The organism is Halopiger aswanensis (genome assembly GCF_003610195.1).
Lineage (GTDB): Archaea > Halobacteriota > Halobacteria > Halobacteriales > Natrialbaceae > Halopiger > Halopiger aswanensis.
In genome coordinates, this window is the sequence record NZ_RAPO01000001.1 from 597,495 (window position 1) to 613,984 (window position 16,490).

The 16,490-nt window shown below is 68.5% G+C and carries 15 protein-coding genes; 3 read left to right on the top strand and 12 right to left on the bottom strand.

Annotated features, from left to right (window positions below; genetic code table 11):
* Positions 1-93 precede the first annotated feature (93 nt).
* The 9 genes from ATJ93_RS02895 to ATJ93_RS02935 form a co-directional block, all read right to left on the bottom strand.
* A complete protein-coding gene (locus ATJ93_RS02895; RefSeq protein ID WP_120243119.1) occupies positions 94-777 on the bottom strand; it encodes a MinD/ParA family ATP-binding protein in 684 nt (227 codons plus the stop codon).
* On the bottom strand, positions 774-1,181 hold the full coding sequence (locus tag ATJ93_RS02900) for a DUF7857 domain-containing protein (RefSeq protein WP_120243120.1): 408 nt from the start codon (positions 1,179-1,181) through the stop codon (positions 774-776). The genes ATJ93_RS02895 and ATJ93_RS02900 overlap by 4 nt, the downstream gene beginning before the upstream one ends.
* A complete protein-coding gene (locus ATJ93_RS02905) occupies positions 1,175-2,407 on the bottom strand; it encodes an MFS transporter (protein ID WP_120243121.1) in 1,233 nt (410 codons plus the stop codon). Before ATJ93_RS02905 ends, ATJ93_RS02900 begins: the two co-directional genes overlap by 7 nt.
* The gene (locus ATJ93_RS02910) at positions 2,404-3,684 is read right to left on the bottom strand and encodes a hypothetical protein (protein ID WP_120243122.1); all 1,281 of its coding nucleotides are present in this window, start codon (positions 3,682-3,684) and stop codon (positions 2,404-2,406) included. The genes ATJ93_RS02905 and ATJ93_RS02910 overlap by 4 nt, the downstream gene beginning before the upstream one ends.
* Positions 3,685-3,688: 4 nt before the next feature.
* Complete coding sequence (locus tag ATJ93_RS02915; protein ID WP_120243123.1) at positions 3,689-4,999, bottom strand: DUF7125 family protein; 1,311 nt, start codon at positions 4,997-4,999, stop codon at positions 3,689-3,691.
* 75 nt (positions 5,000-5,074) lie between these two features.
* The gene (locus ATJ93_RS02920) at positions 5,075-6,028 is read right to left on the bottom strand and encodes a cobalt-precorrin-4/precorrin-4 C(11)-methyltransferase (RefSeq protein ID WP_120243124.1); all 954 of its coding nucleotides are present in this window, start codon (positions 6,026-6,028) and stop codon (positions 5,075-5,077) included.
* Positions 6,025-6,876 carry a cobalt-factor II C(20)-methyltransferase gene (locus tag ATJ93_RS02925; protein ID WP_120243125.1) on the bottom strand — a complete coding sequence of 284 codons (852 nt, stop codon included), beginning with the start codon at positions 6,874-6,876 and terminating at the stop codon, positions 6,025-6,027. Before ATJ93_RS02925 ends, ATJ93_RS02920 begins: the two co-directional genes overlap by 4 nt.
* Positions 6,873-7,454: a precorrin-6Y C5,15-methyltransferase (decarboxylating) subunit CbiT gene (gene cbiT, locus ATJ93_RS02930; protein WP_120243126.1), complete on the bottom strand. Its 582-nt coding sequence runs from the start codon at positions 7,452-7,454 to the stop codon at positions 6,873-6,875. The genes ATJ93_RS02925 and cbiT overlap by 4 nt, the downstream gene beginning before the upstream one ends.
* A gap of 106 nt (positions 7,455-7,560) precedes the next feature.
* The gene (locus ATJ93_RS02935) at positions 7,561-8,877 is read right to left on the bottom strand and encodes a cobyrinic acid a,c-diamide synthase (protein ID WP_120243127.1); all 1,317 of its coding nucleotides are present in this window, start codon (positions 8,875-8,877) and stop codon (positions 7,561-7,563) included.
* A 486-nt stretch (positions 8,878-9,363) separates the two neighbouring features.
* Here ATJ93_RS02935 and ATJ93_RS02945 point away from each other — a divergent pair, with 486 nt between their 5' ends.
* The 3 genes from ATJ93_RS02945 (at position 9,364) to ATJ93_RS02955 (ending at position 10,921) form a co-directional block, all read left to right on the top strand.
* Positions 9,364-9,579, top strand: a complete 216-nt coding sequence (locus ATJ93_RS02945; RefSeq protein WP_120243129.1) for a hypothetical protein — start codon at positions 9,364-9,366, stop codon at positions 9,577-9,579.
* A gap of 246 nt (positions 9,580-9,825) precedes the next feature.
* The gene (locus ATJ93_RS02950) at positions 9,826-10,008 is read left to right on the top strand and encodes a hypothetical protein (protein ID WP_120243130.1); all 183 of its coding nucleotides are present in this window, start codon (positions 9,826-9,828) and stop codon (positions 10,006-10,008) included.
* Positions 10,009-10,234: 226 nt separating this feature from the next.
* Entirely contained in the window at positions 10,235-10,921 is a 687-nt protein-coding gene (locus ATJ93_RS02955; protein WP_120243131.1) for a class I SAM-dependent methyltransferase, read from the top strand.
* 80 nt (positions 10,922-11,001) lie between these two features.
* Here ATJ93_RS02955 and ATJ93_RS02960 read toward each other — a convergent pair whose 3' ends face one another.
* From ATJ93_RS02960 to cobN, 3 genes are read right to left on the bottom strand one after another with little or no spacing between them, the layout of a single operon-like run.
* A complete protein-coding gene (locus tag ATJ93_RS02960) occupies positions 11,002-11,796 on the bottom strand; it encodes a cobalt-precorrin-7 (C(5))-methyltransferase (RefSeq protein ID WP_120243132.1) in 795 nt (264 codons plus the stop codon).
* Complete coding sequence (locus ATJ93_RS02965; protein ID WP_120243133.1) at positions 11,793-12,566, bottom strand: precorrin-8X methylmutase; 774 nt, start codon at positions 12,564-12,566, stop codon at positions 11,793-11,795. Before ATJ93_RS02965 ends, ATJ93_RS02960 begins: the two co-directional genes overlap by 4 nt.
* Positions 12,559-16,461, bottom strand: a complete 3,903-nt coding sequence (gene cobN / locus ATJ93_RS02970) for a cobaltochelatase subunit CobN (RefSeq protein ID WP_120243134.1) — start codon at positions 16,459-16,461, stop codon at positions 12,559-12,561. The genes ATJ93_RS02965 and cobN overlap by 8 nt, the downstream gene beginning before the upstream one ends.
* Positions 16,462-16,490: the final 29 nt, after the last annotated feature.

The following is a 16,490-nucleotide window of genomic DNA, read 5'->3' on the forward strand; positions in this document are numbered from 1 at the left end:
AGAGGGGGCGATTCACGACACGCACGAATCGACGACGCGATCCCGGCTCGCGCCGCCCCCGTCTCTCGTCTCTCCTCCGGATCGAGAACGTAGTCACGACGTCTCGCTCGCGCGCTCGAGTCGATCGGCGACTGCCCGGTAGGCGTCGACCGCCTGCGCGTCCGGTCGGTGGTCGCGAACGGGTCGCCATCGTGCCTGTGCGTCGGCGACCGCAGTCTGCGCAGCGACGAGCGTCACGTCGACGCCGAGCCGCCGGCCGAGCCGGTCGGCGAGGTCGGCGTGGGTACCGCGGTCCGCTTTGTTGAGAACCGCCGCCCCGAGCGGTGTCTCCAGCGAAGCCACGAGGTCGCTGGTCCGGACTGCATCGACCAGCGCCGCTCGCGAGGGCGTCGTCACGAGCACCGCGAGGTCGGCACACCGCAGTTCGATACCGACGTCGCGCGCGAGCCCCGCGGGACAGTCGACGACGACGTGCCCCCGCCGTCGTTCGAGCCGGTCGAGTACCGACGGGAGTGACTCGAGCGTCGACGCGCGGGCCCCCGAGAGCGTTCGGCCACAGGGGAGAACCGAGACGGAGCCGGCGTCCGCGACCGCCTCGAGCGGATCCGCGTGGCCGGCGAGCACGTCGTGGAGATCCGGGCCCGCATCGGCTCCGGACGGAAGATCCGGGACCGCGAGGTCGCCGTCGACGACGACGGCGTCGAGTTCGCGGCCGAGGTTCCACGCCGTCGTCGACTTGCCGACGCCGCCCTTCCCGCCGGCGACGGCGACGATCATGGTGTCCGTTCGTCGCCGTCGTACGCCCGTTCACGCTCGCGCTCGAGACCCAGCACCGCGCTCGTCGGCCGCCAGTCCTCGAGTTCGGCGAGCGTGATGTCCGCCGAGGGCCCCACCGCGTCGGCTTCACAGCGCTCGCTCGAGACGACCTCGACGAGCGGCTCCGTCGGCGGCGCCGGACTCGCAACACCGATCCCGCGGCGACGGTTCGGTCGGATCGTCCCGCTCCAACAGTCCCCGTCCCAGCGCGGATCGGGGACGCCGTTACGCTGCGGGAGCCAGAGAGGACCCTCGAGCCGGCAGCGGAGCCGAACGCGCTGGGGTGTCTCACGCGTGTTCGCGACGACGATTTGGACGCGCGTGATCCCATCGCTCCGCTCGCTGCTCGCGTCGATCGTTACCACGCTCTCTCACCCGTTTCCGATTCCACGCTCGTTGCAGTATCGCCTGTCTCGGCCTCGAGCGCGGCCAACCCGGCCGGCGACGCGAGCAGCCAGCATTCGTCCCCTGCCTCGAGCGTCCGTCGATCCGGGGGTAGCGGCTGCCGATCGCCGTCGCGCTCGAGGACGAGCACCCGACCGGGGAGCCAGCCGACGAACTCGCCGACGAGCGGGTCGTCGGGTTCGACGGTTATCGTCGTGACCGTCTGGTCGGCCGTCCGAACCGCGGCGGCGAACTCGTAGCCGTCGGTCGTCTCGTCGGGATGGGCCACGAGTCGGTACCGTTCGTCGGCCGCGAGGTCGCGAGCGCGATCGGCATCGACGAGAACGGTGGCGACGGACCCGGTCGACGCTCGGAGCGTCCCTGTAGCGACGAGTCGCTCTCGATGCCGGTCCCACTGGCCTTCTCGCTCGCGTTCGTCAGCCGCCGTTCGCCCGTGTTCTTGCGGTTTCGAGGTCCAGATTTCGACCGGATCGCCGACGCTCGCGTCCGGCAGTGGGTCCGTCCGAATCGCAACGGCGACGGTCGACGGCGGCAGCAACGATCCGAGTCCGGGCTGGCGTTGCCCGACGCGAACCCGTTCGATGCTGCCGTCGGACGCCATCGTTACGGCCGCGTAATCGAGGTCGTAGTCGCGCTCGAGGTGGCGCTCGAGCCGATCCCGCCGCTCGGAGATCGACGAGTCGTGGGGCACCCGAACGGCTGTCCCGGCGAGTTCCTGTCGAACGGCGGGGTCGACCGCTCGGTAGCCGTCCGCGTCGTCGATCGTCTCGGGCAACTCGAGGGCGACGGCGAGCCGAGCGGCCCGAACGACCGACGCGGGCTCGCCGTTCGCGTCGATTCGATCGATATCCAGCACCTGTCGAGCGATCCGGTCGCCGAATCGCCCGCCGGCGGTGCCAACGACACCGGCGACCGCAAACGTCGCGAGCAGATACCCCGCGCTCGCGGGGTGCTCGAGAGGGAGACCCTCGAACACCGTGCCCGTAGCGAAGACAGCGTACGAGAGGTAGCCGGCGACCGACGATAGCCCCAGGCCGACCGCGACGCCGGCGGGCGCTCCTCGAGTCGTCACCCGCCGGTAACCTGCCGCGAGAAGGCCGGCAACGACGGCCGACAGCAGCCCGAGTCCTACGATTCCGACCGACGCCTGTCGCAGCAACTCGGCGTAGACCGCGGCGTCGATCATCCGTCGGTCACCTCGCGTTCTCGAGAAGGCGGTGTGGCGACGAACGCGCGGGTCGGCGTCGCCGTCGTCGGCGCAATGCGATCAGTATCGGTGTCGGTCGCTCCGCTGGTATCGACGGTGTCGACGGTCCCGTCCCGGTTCTCGCTCCCGTTCCCATCGACAAACGCCCACTCGTCCCCGCTGTGAACGCCCAGTACCTCGTCCGCAGTGAGACCGATATCGCCGTCCTCGAGTACCTCACGGCCCTCGAGTGCGGTGATCGGTCGCCCGGCCGCCTCGAGAAGCGCCGCGGCCTCGAACGCGGGCGCGTCGCCGCTCGGGAGAACGGCGATCCGACAGCGATCGGCACCGAGTAATCGGCCGGCGTCGCTCGCTGCGACACGCACTGTGAGCCGTCCCGGACCGCCCTCGAACCCGGCATCCGCAGCGCGGAAGCCGATCGGCCGGGACGGAGAACGGGCGTCCGACTCGCCTTCCTCTGACGAAGCCGCACTACAAACCGCGAGGACGTCGGCCTCGAGGGTTGCGGTGACGGCGGACTCGTCACCGTCGCTGTCACCAGCGACCCCGATCGCGACGCGGTCGCCCGGTTCGATCCCCGTCGGAAGCAACCCGGTGACCGTGACGGCTCGCGTGCCGCCGGCGAGCGACGTCGCGATAGCTCTCGTCGGCGGTGCGGCGGTGATCGTCGCGCGGCCCCGGCCGTCGATCGCGACGGCTACCTTCGACAGGTCGTGCGTCGACCGGAGCCGTTGCTCGAGTCGTCGCTCCAGTTCCGAGAGTTGCAAGTCCGCAGGGAACCGCCAGGAACCATCTGCGAGGGCCGTCCGCAGGTCCGGTGACAGCCCCGGATAGCCGTCGAACTCGCGGATCGAACCGGCCGAGCGGACCGTCACCTGCCCTATTGCGTCGACAGCATCGATCGCGTCCGCGGACAGGGCCGTACCGCGCACGAGCGGCACCGCCCGATCCCGCGGGAGTTCGGTCGCAATCCGGTTCCCCTGCGCGACCGCGATGATTCCAAACGTCCCAGCGACAGTCGCCGCCAGCACGACTCGAGGACCGTGCTCGAGGCCGGCACTCGGGTCGAAAATCCCGACGACGATGCCCGCACCGATCGCGACCGGAACTGTGGCAAGCCCGGCGGCAAGAGGGAGGGTTCGATCGGCGCCGATCCCGACAGCGAGTACACCGAGACCGGCGAGCAGCGCCGGTCCGAAGCCGAGCAGTAACCCGTACGCGATGCCGAGCAGCGACTCGTACGGTAGATCGGTCATCGGCTCACCTCTGGTCACCGCGGTCGGCGTTCGATGGCGACTCGATCGGGTCCGTACCCGCATTCACGGCGTCGAAATCGATCGGAACCGTGCCGATCGCGCCGGCGTCCGGTCGGTACTTAGTCACCGAAACGGCGTGGCCGACACCCGCCTCGAGGCCGGAACCGACGGTCTCGAGTTCGAACACGGCGTCGGCCACTCGAAGCGTCGCCGACCGATTGGCGGGGTCATCGAGGCAGTGGAGGATCGCGAGGCCGCCGGTTTCGGTCACCCGCTCGGACAGCGTATCGAGGAACGAGACGTACGCCGAGCGATCCCGTCGCTCGAGTTCGTCGACCGGATCGACGATTAACGTGGCCGCGTCCGGGAGGTTCTCGACGAGCGTCGTCGCCTCCTCGAGGGCGTCGGCGCCGGCGACGCGTCTGATCGTCGGTTCGCCGGCGGCGACCGTAGCCGTCTCGATGGCACGCCGAACCGTGTCCCGCGACTGTTCTGTCGAGAGATAGAGTGTCCCGCGGAGTTCGGTCGCTCGGTAGAGGAGCCGCTCGGCCTGACTCGCGGGATCGGCGACGAGCGCGACGATAGAGCCCGCGGGGAGCCCGTCGTCGAGGTGCCGATCGAGGGCGTCCGCGCCGATGGGGAGCCGATCGCCGTCGGTCGTCGGCGGCGCCCGTTCGCGCGGGGACTGTGCGCGCAACCGCTCGACGATCTCGTCGAACGCCGCCGCGACCTCCTCGTTCGCCAGCGGCGAGGGGCGGTCGGGGACGCAGCCCAGTATCGGCACGCCGCGCCACTCGGCCGCGCGGTCGGGCACCTCGGATCGACGGTTCATGACGGCGCCGTAGATCGGGACGCCGAGTCGCCGCGCCACGTCGATCGTCGTCTCCGCGGCCTCGAGGCTCCGCTCGGAATCGCCGGCGACGACGATCACGCCGTCGGCGCTCCGAAGCGGTTCGACGAGGTCGGGGCCGGCGCCGGCGGGGCAGTCGAGCAGTACCTGCGTGCCCTGGAGGTCGCCCCGATCGGCGAGGGCGTCGAACTCGAAGGCGTCCGCCGGTTTCGGTGCAGGAACGATCCCGACGGCCGATTCGCGTGGATGTTCCTGTGCGATCTCTTTCAGCGTCGAGTCCCGCTTGAGGGCGGCGAGCGTCGGCTCCCGGTCCCGATCGGTCACGACGTGCAGGTTCGGTAGCTGTCGGTCGGCGTCGATCGCGATCGCCGGGGTTGGAGGATCTGCCCTGGCGAACGCGGTCGCGAGACCCATCGTGACCGTGGATTTGCCACAGCCGCCTTTCGAGCCAGCGATGGCGATCATACCCGCTCTGGCCGCGCCATCCCTTATGAACTCCCGCTTGCGCGGGTCGGCCGGAAAAATAGAACGACGGGCTGCTCAGTCCGACGACGCCTCGCTCCCGTCGGCCGACTCGTCGGACGCAGTCCCGGACTCGGACTCGGACTCGCTCGAGTCCGCGCCCGAACTCGACCCCCGATTCGCCCAGTCGCCGTAGAGGTACGACCGTTCGTAGCCCGCGCCGGTCACGGCGTCGCCGATGACGACCAGCGCGGAGGCGCGGTAGCCGGCCTCCTCGACCTTGTCGGCGATGTCGGCGATCGAACCGACGAGCACGTCCTCGTCCGGCCAGGAGGCGTGGTAGATCACCGCGACCGGCGTCTCGGGGTCCGCGCCGTCTTCGAGCAGGCGATCCATCGTGTCCCGGACGGCGTGGGTCCCGAGGTAGATACAGGTCGTCACGTCACCCATCTCCACGAATTCGGCAATGTGGTCCTCCTCGGGCTCGAGCGTCTTGCCCTGCGGGCGGGTGAATGCGACGTGGTTCGACACCTCGTTGAGCGTCAGTTGTGTCCGCAGCGTCGCGCTCGCGGCGAAGGCGGAGGTGACGCCGGGGACGAAGTACGTCGGCACGCCCTCGTGTTCCAGCGCGTCCATCTGCTCGAGAGCGGCCCCGTAAATTGCCGGATCACCGCTGTGGAGTCGGACGACGTTGCGCCCCTCCTCGTAGGCGTCCCGCATCAGCGGGATGAGCTCCTCGAGGTCCTTGCCGACCGAGTTCACGAGTTCGGCGTGCCCGCAGTATTCGTCGAGCAGTTCGCTGTTGACCAGCGAGCCCGCGTGGACCACGAGGTCCGCGTCCTCGAGCAGTTCCTTCCCGGCGACGGTCAGCAGGCGCGGGTTGCCGGGCCCGGCGCCGACGAACGGGATGCCCTCCTGCTCGTCGCCGGCGCTGTGCTCGAAGACGCGGTCGTCGAGTTGCTCGCGCCGGCGGTCGGACTGGGAGTCGATCGCCGTCTGCGGGTCGTTCGCGTCCGAGGTGTCGTCGCTCATCGGTCGCCTCCGCGCCGGCGTCGCTCGCGGTCCTCGACGGGTCCGTAGTCGCCGCTTTCGTATCCCTCCGCGCGCTCGAGCGCGACGAGTTCTTCGCTAGTTAGTTCGCGTCCGCCGTCCGCGACCGGCTCGCTATCGGTCGTCGCGTCGTCCGACTCCTCACCCGTCTCGAACGCCGCCGTCGCCGGTTCCACCTCGAGATCGCTCTTTTCGGCGTAGGCGAGCGTGTAGTAGTCGCGCTCGTCGATCTCTTCAGGGTCGTCGGTGACGATCGTCTCGCCCTGCTCCATGAACAGCCGGCGGCCGTAGGTCACGTCGTAGCCGGCCTCGAGGAGCCCTTCGTGGGTCGCGGGCGCGTCGGTAACCTTGAACAGGATCATCCGATCCGGTCCCGTCGGGCTCGCGCCGCTTGCGGCTTCCCGCAGCGCGAGGCCCGCGCCGGCCTCGATCTCGATCCCCATCGCGGTCGCGAACGCGGTGACGGCGCTGACGCCGGGGACGATCTCGAGGTCCATGTCGGGGTGGAAGGCGTCGATCGTCCGGCGCAGGTGGCCGAAGGTCGAGTAGACGTTCGGATCGCCCAGCGTAACGAAGGCGACGTCGCCCTCGCGAGCCTTCGGGGCGACCTCCGCGGCGGCCTCCTTCCAGGCTCGCCGGAGCTTCTCCTCGTCTTTCGTCATCGGGAAATCCAGGTCGCCGATCTTGCCTTCATCGACGTGCTCGAGCGCGACGCTCCGAGAGAGGCGGCCCGGTGAGTAGACCACGTCTGCGCTCTCGAGCACGTCCTTCCCGCGGACGGTGACGAGATCGGCTTCACCGGGGCCGAGGCCGACGCCGTAGAGGGTCATCGGCTCACCTCGCCGTCCGAATCCGAATCGGGCGTCGCGCTCCCGACCAGCATGTAGACCGGGTTATCCGAGTCGAAACTCGTCGCCCCGGCGAGTTCGTAGCCGTGGCTCACCTGGAACTGGACGACCTCCTCGAGAATATCGCGCTCGCGGAAGGCCTCGGTCGCCTTCCCGGCGACCTCGAGCCGCGAGACGTTCATCACGATGCGGTCGACCTCGGTCGCGACGGCGTGATCGAGGACGGCCTCGAAGTTGCGGCTCCCGCCCAGAAAGAGCGCGTCGGCGTCGTCGGGCAGTCCCTCGGGGGCTTCCGCGTTTCGAAGCTCGACGTCTGCGCGGATCGAGTCCTCGTTCGCGGCGAGGTTCTTTTCGGTGGTCTCGAGGCGTTCGGCCTTCCGCTCGAGGGCGGTCACCCGCCCGGCCCGCTGTGCGGCTTCGATCGTGACGGCCCCCGTGCAGGAGCCGACCTCGGCGAAGTGGTCGTCCGGCTCGAGGGCGAGTTTCGAGCGGACGACGGCTCGGACCTCCGATTTCGTCGGTCCGGCCTTCGCATCGTATGGCAGCGCGATGGGTGGCATCACGCGTGGAATCAGCGGCCGGGCCTAAAACAATTTTGTTTGGTGTAGCGCAACTACGGTTGCTTACTCGACGGTGGCCCGAGCCGTAGCCGACGCGCGCCGTTCGTTATCTGCTCCCCGACGCGATGCGCTCGAGGAACCGATCGAACGCGCCGCTCTCGGGGTGGACGTGGACGTACGTTCCCAGCGACTCGTACTCGGTGAGCCCGTCGTGTTCGCCGTCGATACCGTCGCCGCGGACCGTCTCGAACGCGAAGCGCGCGTCGGCATCGACGTCGGCGCTCGAGTAGTGGAACTCGTGGCCGCGGATCGACTCGCCGGCGTCGGCGGTCAGCGTCCCGTCGAGGGCCTCGAGTTCGACGTGATCGAGCGCCTGGTAGCGGTCGTGCATCGCGACGTCGGCGGGGAGGATGCCGGCCATCTCGTGGCGATCCCCGTCGGCCGTCGTCAGCGATCGACTCATCGCCATCAGTCCGCCACACTCCCCGAGGACGGGCAGTCCCTCGCTCGCCAGTTCCCCCAGTTGCGAGAGCGTGTCGGTCGACTCGAGTTCCGCGGCGTGGAGTTCGGGGTAGCCGCCGGGGAGGTAGACGCCGTCGCAGTCCGGGACGGGATCGCCTGCCAGCGGCGAGAACGTCACCACGTCGGCGCGCTCGCGGAACCGCTCGAGCGTGGCCGGATAGCGGAAGCAGAAGGCGGCGTCGCTGGCGACGGCGACGGTGGCCTCGACCGAGTCTGCGGGCTGGCCGGGTTCCTCGGGCGCCGGCGGTTCCCTCGCAACCGCGGCCAGCCGTTCAGCCTCGAGCGATTCGGCGGCCTCCCGAAGCGCCTCGGTCGGCGGCGCCGCCTCGTCGCCCATCTCGAGGCCCAGGTGCCGGTCCGGAATCTCGAGGTCGCCGTTCGGCGGGATCCGGCCGAAGTACTCGAGATCGTCGGGCAGCGCGTCCCGGATACCCTGCTCGTGGCGGCCGCCGTGGGCGCGCTGGGCGACGACGCCGGCGACCTCGATATCGCGCCCGATCGTGTCGGCGTACTCGCGGAATCCCAGCGCCGTCGCCGCGACGCTCTCCATCCCCGCTTTGGCGTCGACGACGAGGACGACCGGCAACTCGAGGGCTTCGGCGACCATCGCCGTGCTCGAGCCGTCGCCGTCGTACAGTCCCATCACGCCCTCGACGACGCAAATGTCGCCCTCGCCGCGGCGGTAGTTTCGGCGGAGCCCGCCCTCGCCCTCGAGCCACAAGTCGAGGGTTCGCGAGGGTCGGCCCGCGACGGCCTTGTGGTGGCTCGGATCGATGAAGTCCGGCCCCGCCTTCGCGGGCTGAACGTCGTAGCCGGCGTCCTCGAGCGCCTGCACGATCGCCAGCGTCGCAACCGTCTTCCCGACGCCGGAACTGACGCCGCCGAGGACGAATCCGTTCATCGGTCGTCCACCGAGCACCGACCGAGTCCATCTGTCCGACCGGCACCGTCGATCGTGCGGGACGTAGCCATTGTAGTTGGGTTAGAACAAGTGAACTTGAATCCGTCGGTGAGACCGAGGACGGACCACTCGTCGGCGAGCGAGCGCATCGCGGTGGCGGAGACGGTTGCACCGGCGACGCAGTGCTCCGACGCGGTGTGCCTCGCCTCGCTGTGGATTCGGCCGTCGTCCGATGGCACGAAGAGCATCACCGTCGGCGCGACATCGCTGACGTATTCCGCGTCGCGCCGGCGTGCATCGACGTCGACCCGGCGTGGTCGGACTCCCCGCTGACCGTCGCGCGCAGCCGGGTGCTCCCGTATATCCCGTCGGTTTCCGTGGGTAGCCTCCCGTCCGAAATAGACGGCCGGTGTCGATACGACCGGCCCGATTCGTCAGGAAGAAACAACGACAAGATTTTTGGCAGCCAGCGGTGATTCATCTTCCATGTCCGCAGCGATCGAGAGGGCGCGCGCATTTCGAGGATCACGACGTGCGAACGCAGTCGCGTCGGTACTCCTTCTCGTCGCCGGTCTCTACAACCTGCTGCTCGAAGAGGGAACGATCTTCTACGGGCTCGGGGCCTTCTTCCTCGTCGTCGGTCTGTTAGGACTCTACAAGCTCTTCGCTGGTGAGAGTTTAACCGAGACGGTCGCCTCGTAACGTCGCGGAAACCGCGCTAGCAACGACCGTTCCCCGCGGCCCACCGAGGAACGCGGAACGCCGGAACTGTCACACCCGGATCGACCGGGAAGCCGATGTCGAGGTCGACCGGAAGGCAACGACGCGACGGGTGCCGAACGGCGAGCGGCGGCCCGGAACGCCCTCGAGCGAGCGTCTCGAGATTGTGCCACCCAGACCACCGACGAACTTAACCGCTCGAGTCGGCTACGACCGTCGGATCGAATTATGACTGGGAACCAAGAGCGCGGGGACGACGGACTCGAGACCGACCAGCACCTCCGCCGAGCGCTGCAGCACCTGAGCGAGGCGCGAGACGACGAGGACCTCAGGAAGACGAACGCCGTCGCGCTCGAGGAGGTCGAGAGCACCGTTTCGACGGTGCTGCGGGAGTACGAACAGGACGAGTGAGGCGACGACGATCGGCGGGTCGTCTCGCGAGGGCACCCGATCGCGAACCGAGAGCGGAGCACCGATCGACACGGTCCCTCGACGGTGCGCGTAGATATTACCGATTCGCGAACCGACTTGTTCTATTCAACTGAGGTACAGATACACCGATGATATTCGCGAGCGCCGTCCTCGAGCCAAACCGATCGCAGGTCGAACCGAACCCGGAGATCGGGGGTGAACGGTAGTGGGCGATCCGGACGCCGAGACCGTCAAAGCGCGCGTCCAGCAGTACTGGAACGACCGCGCGGAGTCGTACGACGGCGATAGTCACCACGCCGTTCAGGACGAGGCCCAACGCGACGCGTGGCTCTCGGTCCTCCAGGAGTGGACCGGCGACGGGACCGAGACGCCGCCGCGGCGAGTGCTCGACGTCGGCTGCGGAACGGGCGTCATCTCGCTGCTACTCGCTGAAATCGGCCACGACGTCACCGGCGTCGACCTCTCGACGGACATGCTCGAGCGCGCGCGAGCGAAAGCCGGCGAGCGCGACCTATCGGTCGCGTTCCGAGCGGAGGACGCGGAATCGATCGCGGATCCGGAGAACGCGTACGACCTGGTGACGGCCCGACACCTCATCTGGACGCTGCCGAACCCGACGGCGGCGCTTCGGGAGTGGCAACGAGTCGTCCGTCCGGGCGGCCGAATCGTCCTGATCGAAGGCCACTGGGACTTCGACGAGGCGTTCGACGGCTATCAGGAGATTCACGACGAATTACCGCTGTACGATGGCCGTCCGCCCGAAGAACTGGTAACGGTACTCGAGGAACACGGCCTCGAGCGGGTCGAGTACGAGCCGCTGATGGAGTCGGTGCTCTGGGGCGACGAACCGGAGTACGAGCAGTACGTCGTCGCCGGCGACGTTCCGGAGTGAGCCACGCCACGCAGGCTAAGTCCACGCCCGAGTGGCGATCACCAGTGAGCGCCGCCGTGGCACCCGCACCGACCGTTCGATTAAGGTACTGCCTGCCGAACCGCGAGCACCACCAGATCCGAGAACGGCGTGTCATCCCGACCGGTTCCGCCGGCGTGTTCGGCCAGTTCAGCGAGCGTGAACCGATGGATCTGCTCGTCCTCGTGGGTCAACTTCTCGAGCACGAGCGTCTCAAGGTCGGGACCGGTGCCCCGCTCGAGCAGAAACTGGGCGATGTCGCCGGGCATCCGGTCGTAGGGTCGAGGGAGTGCGAGCAGATGTCGCTCGTCGTCCACGACTGCGGCGGCGAGCCGCTGCATGTCGGCCTCGAGATCGCCGCTCTTGTGCAGCGTGACGAACTCGGTGTCCTCCATCGGCGTGCGGGCGCGGCTGGCGGCCACCTGGAGCGACGAGATTCCGGGAACGATTCGGACCGAGACGTCAGGGCCCTCCCGCTCGACGGCGTCCTGGACTTTCCCGACGAACTGGTACCCCGAGTGGTTCGGATCGCCCATCGCGACGGCCGTTCCCGACTCGCCGGCCGCGACGCGCTCGCCGAACTCCTCGAGCGCATCGGCTTCGTCCTTGTAACCGCAGGTCAGCAGGTCGGCGTCGTCCGCTACGTCTTCGACGAACTCGACGACCGTCGTGAAGCCGACGATCACGTCCGCCTCGCGGATCGCTCGCTCGCCGCGCGGCGTGAGGTACTCGAGGTTGCCGGGGCCGATGCCGACGGCGTAGACGGGCTCGTCGCCCGCTTCGTTGATGTCGCCCTCCGGTGCAGCGGCCGCGAACGTCGCCGGATCCGGCCCCGCCTCGAGGTCGTAGTCACTCATTCGTCGGATGGATCCTCGCTCGTTTCGGCGACTCGTGCCGCTCGTTCGTCGGCCGTCAGTTCGAGCTCGAGTTCGTCTGTCCGCACGTCCTTCGCGACGTGGATCAATTCGTTCGTCAGCGCGGCGGCCAGCCCGCTCCCGCCGCGGCGGCCGACGTTCGTGATCGCGGGGACGCCGTACTCTTCGCTGACCTCGCGGATCCGCTGGCGGCTCTCCTCGGCCTTGACGAAACCGACCGGCGTCGCGACGACGACGGCGGGACGGGTACCGTTCTCGATGCAGTCGGCCAGGGCGAAGGCGGCCGTCGGCGCGTTGCCGACCGTCGCGATCGCGCCGTCGTAGGCGCCCTGCTTGTCCAACTCGAGTACCGAGGCTGCGGTCCGGGTCATCCCGGTCTCCTTCGCGAGTTCGGCGCCGTTGCCGATCGCCTTGCGCTTCTCGCAGTTGTGCCCGCGAGAGGTGATACCGGCCTTGGGCATCGTGATGTCGGTCACGATGTCGGCCTCCTCGAGGACCGCTCGAGCGCCGGCGCGGACGGGCGCGTCTTCGTCGTCACCGAGGTCGTCCGCGCCCGTGAATTCGATCAGGTGCTGGAACTCGATGTCGCCCATCGAGTGGACGGACTTCTGGCGGACTCGATCCGCGAGCGTCTCGTCGGGGACGAACTGCCGGACGATGTCCATGCTCGTCTCGGCGATGTCCATCGCGTTCTGCGTGGTCGCGCCGAGGTCGGCGTACTCCTCCTCGAACTCCTGGCTGCCGTCAGTCATCCGTCGACACCTCCGCGTCGGCGCCGACGGCCTCGTTCGTCGTCCGCGCCTCGAGATCGCCTTCGACCTCGAGATTGAGGTCGCGCAGGCGGTCGACCGTTTCGTCGTCGGCGTCCCACAGGTCGCGCTCGATCGCCTCGAGCAGCGTGTCCGTGATCGACTCGAGGGCCCACGGATTGACGTCGCGCAGCCAGTCCTGGCGGTCCTCGTCGAAGGCGTACTTCTCCGCGACTTCCTCCCAGAGCGTATCGGAGACGACGCCGGTCGTCGCGTCCCAGCCGAGGGTCACGTCGACCGTCGTCGAGAGGTCGCCCGCGCCCTTGTAGCCGTGCTCCTCCATGGACTCGAGCCAGTCGGGATTGAGCACGCGCGAGCGCATCGCCTTGCGGACCTTCTCCTCGTTCGTGTAGACTGAGACGTTGTCGGGGTCCGAGGAGTCGCCGACGTAGGAGGCGGGTTCCTCGCCCGCAATTTCCGAGACCGCCGAAATGAAGCCGCCGTGGAAGGCGTACCAGTCCGAGGAGTCGAACTCGTCTTGCTCCATCGTGTCCTCGAGCTTCACGGTGGCGTCGACGCTCGAGAGGCGTCGCTCGAAGGCGTCGTGGGCGTCCGAGACGCGGCCTCTCGAGCCCATGGCGTAGCCGCCCCACTGGACGTAGACGTTCGCGAGGTCCGAGCGGTCGTTCCAGTTGCCCTCGTCGACGGCCTTGTTCGTTCCGGCGCCGTAGCCGCCGGGTTTGGTCGTGAAGACGCGGTGTTTGGCGGCCTTTCGGGCGTCGGATTCGTCGAGGTCCTCGGCCTCCTGCAGTTCTTCGGCCTCCTCCTCGACGTGTTTCTTCACGTAGTTCATGTCGTGCGGCTCGTCGAGGTCGACGACCGCGTCCACCGCGTCGTGGATGACCCCCGCCGCGGCCGGGAACGCGTCGCGGAACAGGCCCGAGACGCGCGTCGTCACGTCGATACGGGGCCGGTCGAGTTCCTCGAGCGGAATCGGCTCGACGTCGTCGATCCGGCCGGCGTCGGTCCACTGCGGCTCGACACCCATCATGGCGAGCACCTGGGCGATGGTCTCACCGCGGGTGCGGACCGTCGGGGTACCCCAGGCGACGACACCGATCTCCTCGGGATACTCCCCCTCTTCAGAGTGATGGCGCTCGAGCACACCTTCAGCAACTTCCTTCCCGACCTGCCAGGCGGGCTTGGCCGGGACCTTCCGCGGATCGAGCGTGTAGAAGTTCCGCGCCGTCGGCAGCAGATCGACGCCCCCGCGGGTCGGCGCGCCGGAGCCGCCCGGCGGGACGTACTCGCCCGATAAAGCGTCCGCCGTTCTCGGGATTTCGTCCTCGGCGCCCTGCACGCGAGGCTGAGCCTCCTCGCAGATGTAAGCCAACACCTCGCGCAGGTCGTCGTGGGCGCCCGACTGCGCCCGCGCGTCGCCGATCGTCTCGAGGTCGACGACGAGGAGATTCATGTTGACCTCGTCGTCAGGACCGGCTTCCCGCTCCGACTCGGGCACGTCGAAATCGTGCTCGGCGAGCGTCTCGACCAACTCGAGGCTCGTCTCGTGAACCACGTCTGCGGCCTCGGCGTAGGTCATCCCGAGATCCTCGTCGTACTCTCCGGGCGCGTTCAGCATCTTCTCGTAGTCGACGCCGAGCGCGCCGGCGACGCTCTCGCGCAGGCTCGGCGCGCCGGGGTTCTCGAGGCGGGTGAGCGCGACGAGGTACTCCACGAGGCGCTCGTCGGCCGGCGGCTCGGACATGGTGTGCAGCCCCAGCCGGATCTGGGTGGTCTTGACGTCGGTGAGGTACTCGTGGACCCGCTCGACGAGTTCGTCGACGTCGACCTCGTCGCCCTCGACCTCACCTTCAGCCAGGCTCGAGCCGGCCTCGTCCGGACCGCGGACGTCGGCCTTCTCGTCGATCGTACCCGCGATGCCGAGTTCGACGGCGAGATCCAGTTCCTCGACCTTTTCACGGATGAGCGTTTCGAGGTGCTCGCCGTCGTCCGCGCGGGCGTCTTCCATCCCGGCCTCGCGGTACTGGTTCGCGAGTTCCTCGAGTTCGGAGAGTTCGTCGTACGTTCCGGCCGACCGCATCACGGGCGTCAGGTAGTCGACGATCGCGGCGTAGGACCGGCGCTTGGCCTGGGTCCCTTCGCCGGGGTTGTTGACGATGTACGGGTAGACGTTCGGGATGTCGTCGATCAGTTGATCGGGCGCGCTCTCGCCGTTCAGCCCGACCGTCTTGCCGGGGAGCCACTCGAGGCTGCCGTGCGTGCCCAGGTGAACCACGGCGTCGGCCTCGAACGAGTTGCGCAGCCAGCCGTAGAAGGCGTAGTAGTCGTGGGGCGGCTGCAGGTCCGAGTCGTGGTAGACCTTCGAGGGGTCCATCCCGAACCCGCGCGGGGGCTGGACGGTGACGAGCACGTTGCCGAACTCGACGCCCGGGATGGCGAACGGCCGATCCGGAGCCTCGCCCCACTCCTCGACGACGTTCTCCCGGAATCGCTCGTCGGCCTCGCTGAACCAGTCTTCGTAGGTATCGGGCGAGACCACGTCGACCGAGAGATCGCGGACGTCTTCGGGGGCGACCCAGCGGTCCTCGAGGGTCAACTGCGAGGTCAGCGTCTCGACCAGCGTCTGCCCGTCGTCGGGCGTCTCGCCGTTCAAGTCGTAGCCGCGGGCCTCGAGTTCCTCGAGCAGGTTCACCGTCGATTCGGGCGAGTCGAGGCCGAACGCGGTGCCGATCCCGTCGTCGCTCGGCGGGTAGTTGTGGAGGACGACGGCGACGTTCTTCTCCTCGTTCGGAGTGTGGCGCAGTTCGGCCCAGTTGACCGCCAGCCGCGTGGCGTGGTCGATGCGGTCCTCGATCGGGAAGTGGTGTTTCGGCGCCGAGCCGATGCCGGCCTCGTCGTCGGTGCGCTCCTTCCCCGAGATGGGGTGGGTGATGACGTTGCCGTCGAACTCCGGCAGCGCCACGGAGAGGGCGAGTTCGAAGCCCATCACGCCCGTGTCGCTGGACTCGTAGCGCGACCGGGAGCGCATCGTGGTGATCGTCTGGAGGACCGGCACGCCGAGCCGATCGAGGAAGACGTCCTCGGCCGACTCGCCCTCGTCGCTGGCCGACCGACCGCGCTCGTCCATCGAGAGCGAGAACATGAAGGAGGAGAGGACGGCGTCGACGATCGGCTCGCCGTCGGCGTCCAGCAGCCAGTTGTCCGTTACCCACTCCGCGTCCTCCTGCTCGTCGGTGTCCGTGGCGGGGTTACAGAAAATCGGCAGGGCGTTCGCCCCCTGCTCCTCGAGCGCGCGGACCTGCGCGTCGACGTAGCGGGTGTTCTCGTGGGTCCAGTGGGATTCGTAGAACCAGACCGCCACGGTGGGTCTGTCGGGGTCGTGGGTCTCGAGCAGTTCTTCGTACCCGATTCCCGGATAGTCTGGGTGGTAGACGCCCTCGGTGGGGAGTTCGGCGGGGTCGTCGTACTCGAGATCTCGACCCTCGTACTCCGAGACGAGGAACCGACACAGGTTCTCGACGTTGATCGTGCCGCCCTTCTCGAGATAGTCGTAGACGCGATCGCGGTGGGCCTCGCTCACCGTCGTGTCCTCGAAGGCGAAGGCGTCGCCGGTCGCCTTGACGATCAGCGGGACGCCCGCCGCCTCGAGCTCGCTCGTCGCGTAGTCGTAGCCGGGCATGCTGTCCTCGGCGCCGTGCAGCCAGAAGATCGCCGCCGCGGCGTCGCGCAGTTCCTCGACGAACGACTCGACGTCGGCCTCGTCCTCGAGGTCGCTCTCCGAGCGCACGACCAGTTCGACGTCCTCGAGGCGCTGTGCGGCCTGCCCGATCGAGCCGAGTTCGTTCTCCGTCGCGGTGTAGATCCCGATCCGTGTCATCGATTTTTTAAACCTCTATTGTATTAGCG

Coding starts and splice junctions, on each gene's coding strand:
- ATJ93_RS02950 (WP_120243130.1), top strand. CDS start 9,826: ATGACTGGGAACCAAGAGCGCGGGGACGACGGACTCGAGACCGACCAG.
- ATJ93_RS02905 (WP_120243121.1), bottom strand. CDS start 2,407: ATGATCGACGCCGCGGTCTACGCCGAGTTGCTGCGACAGGCGTCGGTC.
- ATJ93_RS02925 (WP_120243125.1), bottom strand. CDS start 6,876: ATGACCCTCTACGGCGTCGGCCTCGGCCCCGGTGAAGCCGATCTCGTC.
- ATJ93_RS02920 (WP_120243124.1), bottom strand. CDS start 6,028: ATGAGCGACGACACCTCGGACGCGAACGACCCGCAGACGGCGATCGAC.
- ATJ93_RS02960 (WP_120243132.1), bottom strand. CDS start 11,796: ATGAGTGACTACGACCTCGAGGCGGGGCCGGATCCGGCGACGTTCGCG.
- ATJ93_RS02895 (WP_120243119.1), bottom strand. CDS start 777: ATGATCGTCGCCGTCGCCGGCGGGAAGGGCGGCGTCGGCAAGTCGACG.
- cobN (WP_120243134.1), bottom strand. CDS start 16,461: ATGACACGGATCGGGATCTACACCGCGACGGAGAACGAACTCGGCTCG.
- ATJ93_RS02945 (WP_120243129.1), top strand. CDS start 9,364: ATGTCCGCAGCGATCGAGAGGGCGCGCGCATTTCGAGGATCACGACGT.
- cbiT (WP_120243126.1), bottom strand. CDS start 7,454: ATGCCACCCATCGCGCTGCCATACGATGCGAAGGCCGGACCGACGAAA.
- ATJ93_RS02910 (WP_120243122.1), bottom strand. CDS start 3,684: ATGACCGATCTACCGTACGAGTCGCTGCTCGGCATCGCGTACGGGTTA.
- ATJ93_RS02935 (WP_120243127.1), bottom strand. CDS start 8,877: ATGAACGGATTCGTCCTCGGCGGCGTCAGTTCCGGCGTCGGGAAGACG.
- ATJ93_RS02965 (WP_120243133.1), bottom strand. CDS start 12,566: ATGACTGACGGCAGCCAGGAGTTCGAGGAGGAGTACGCCGACCTCGGC.
- ATJ93_RS02915 (WP_120243123.1), bottom strand. CDS start 4,999: ATGATCGCCATCGCTGGCTCGAAAGGCGGCTGTGGCAAATCCACGGTC.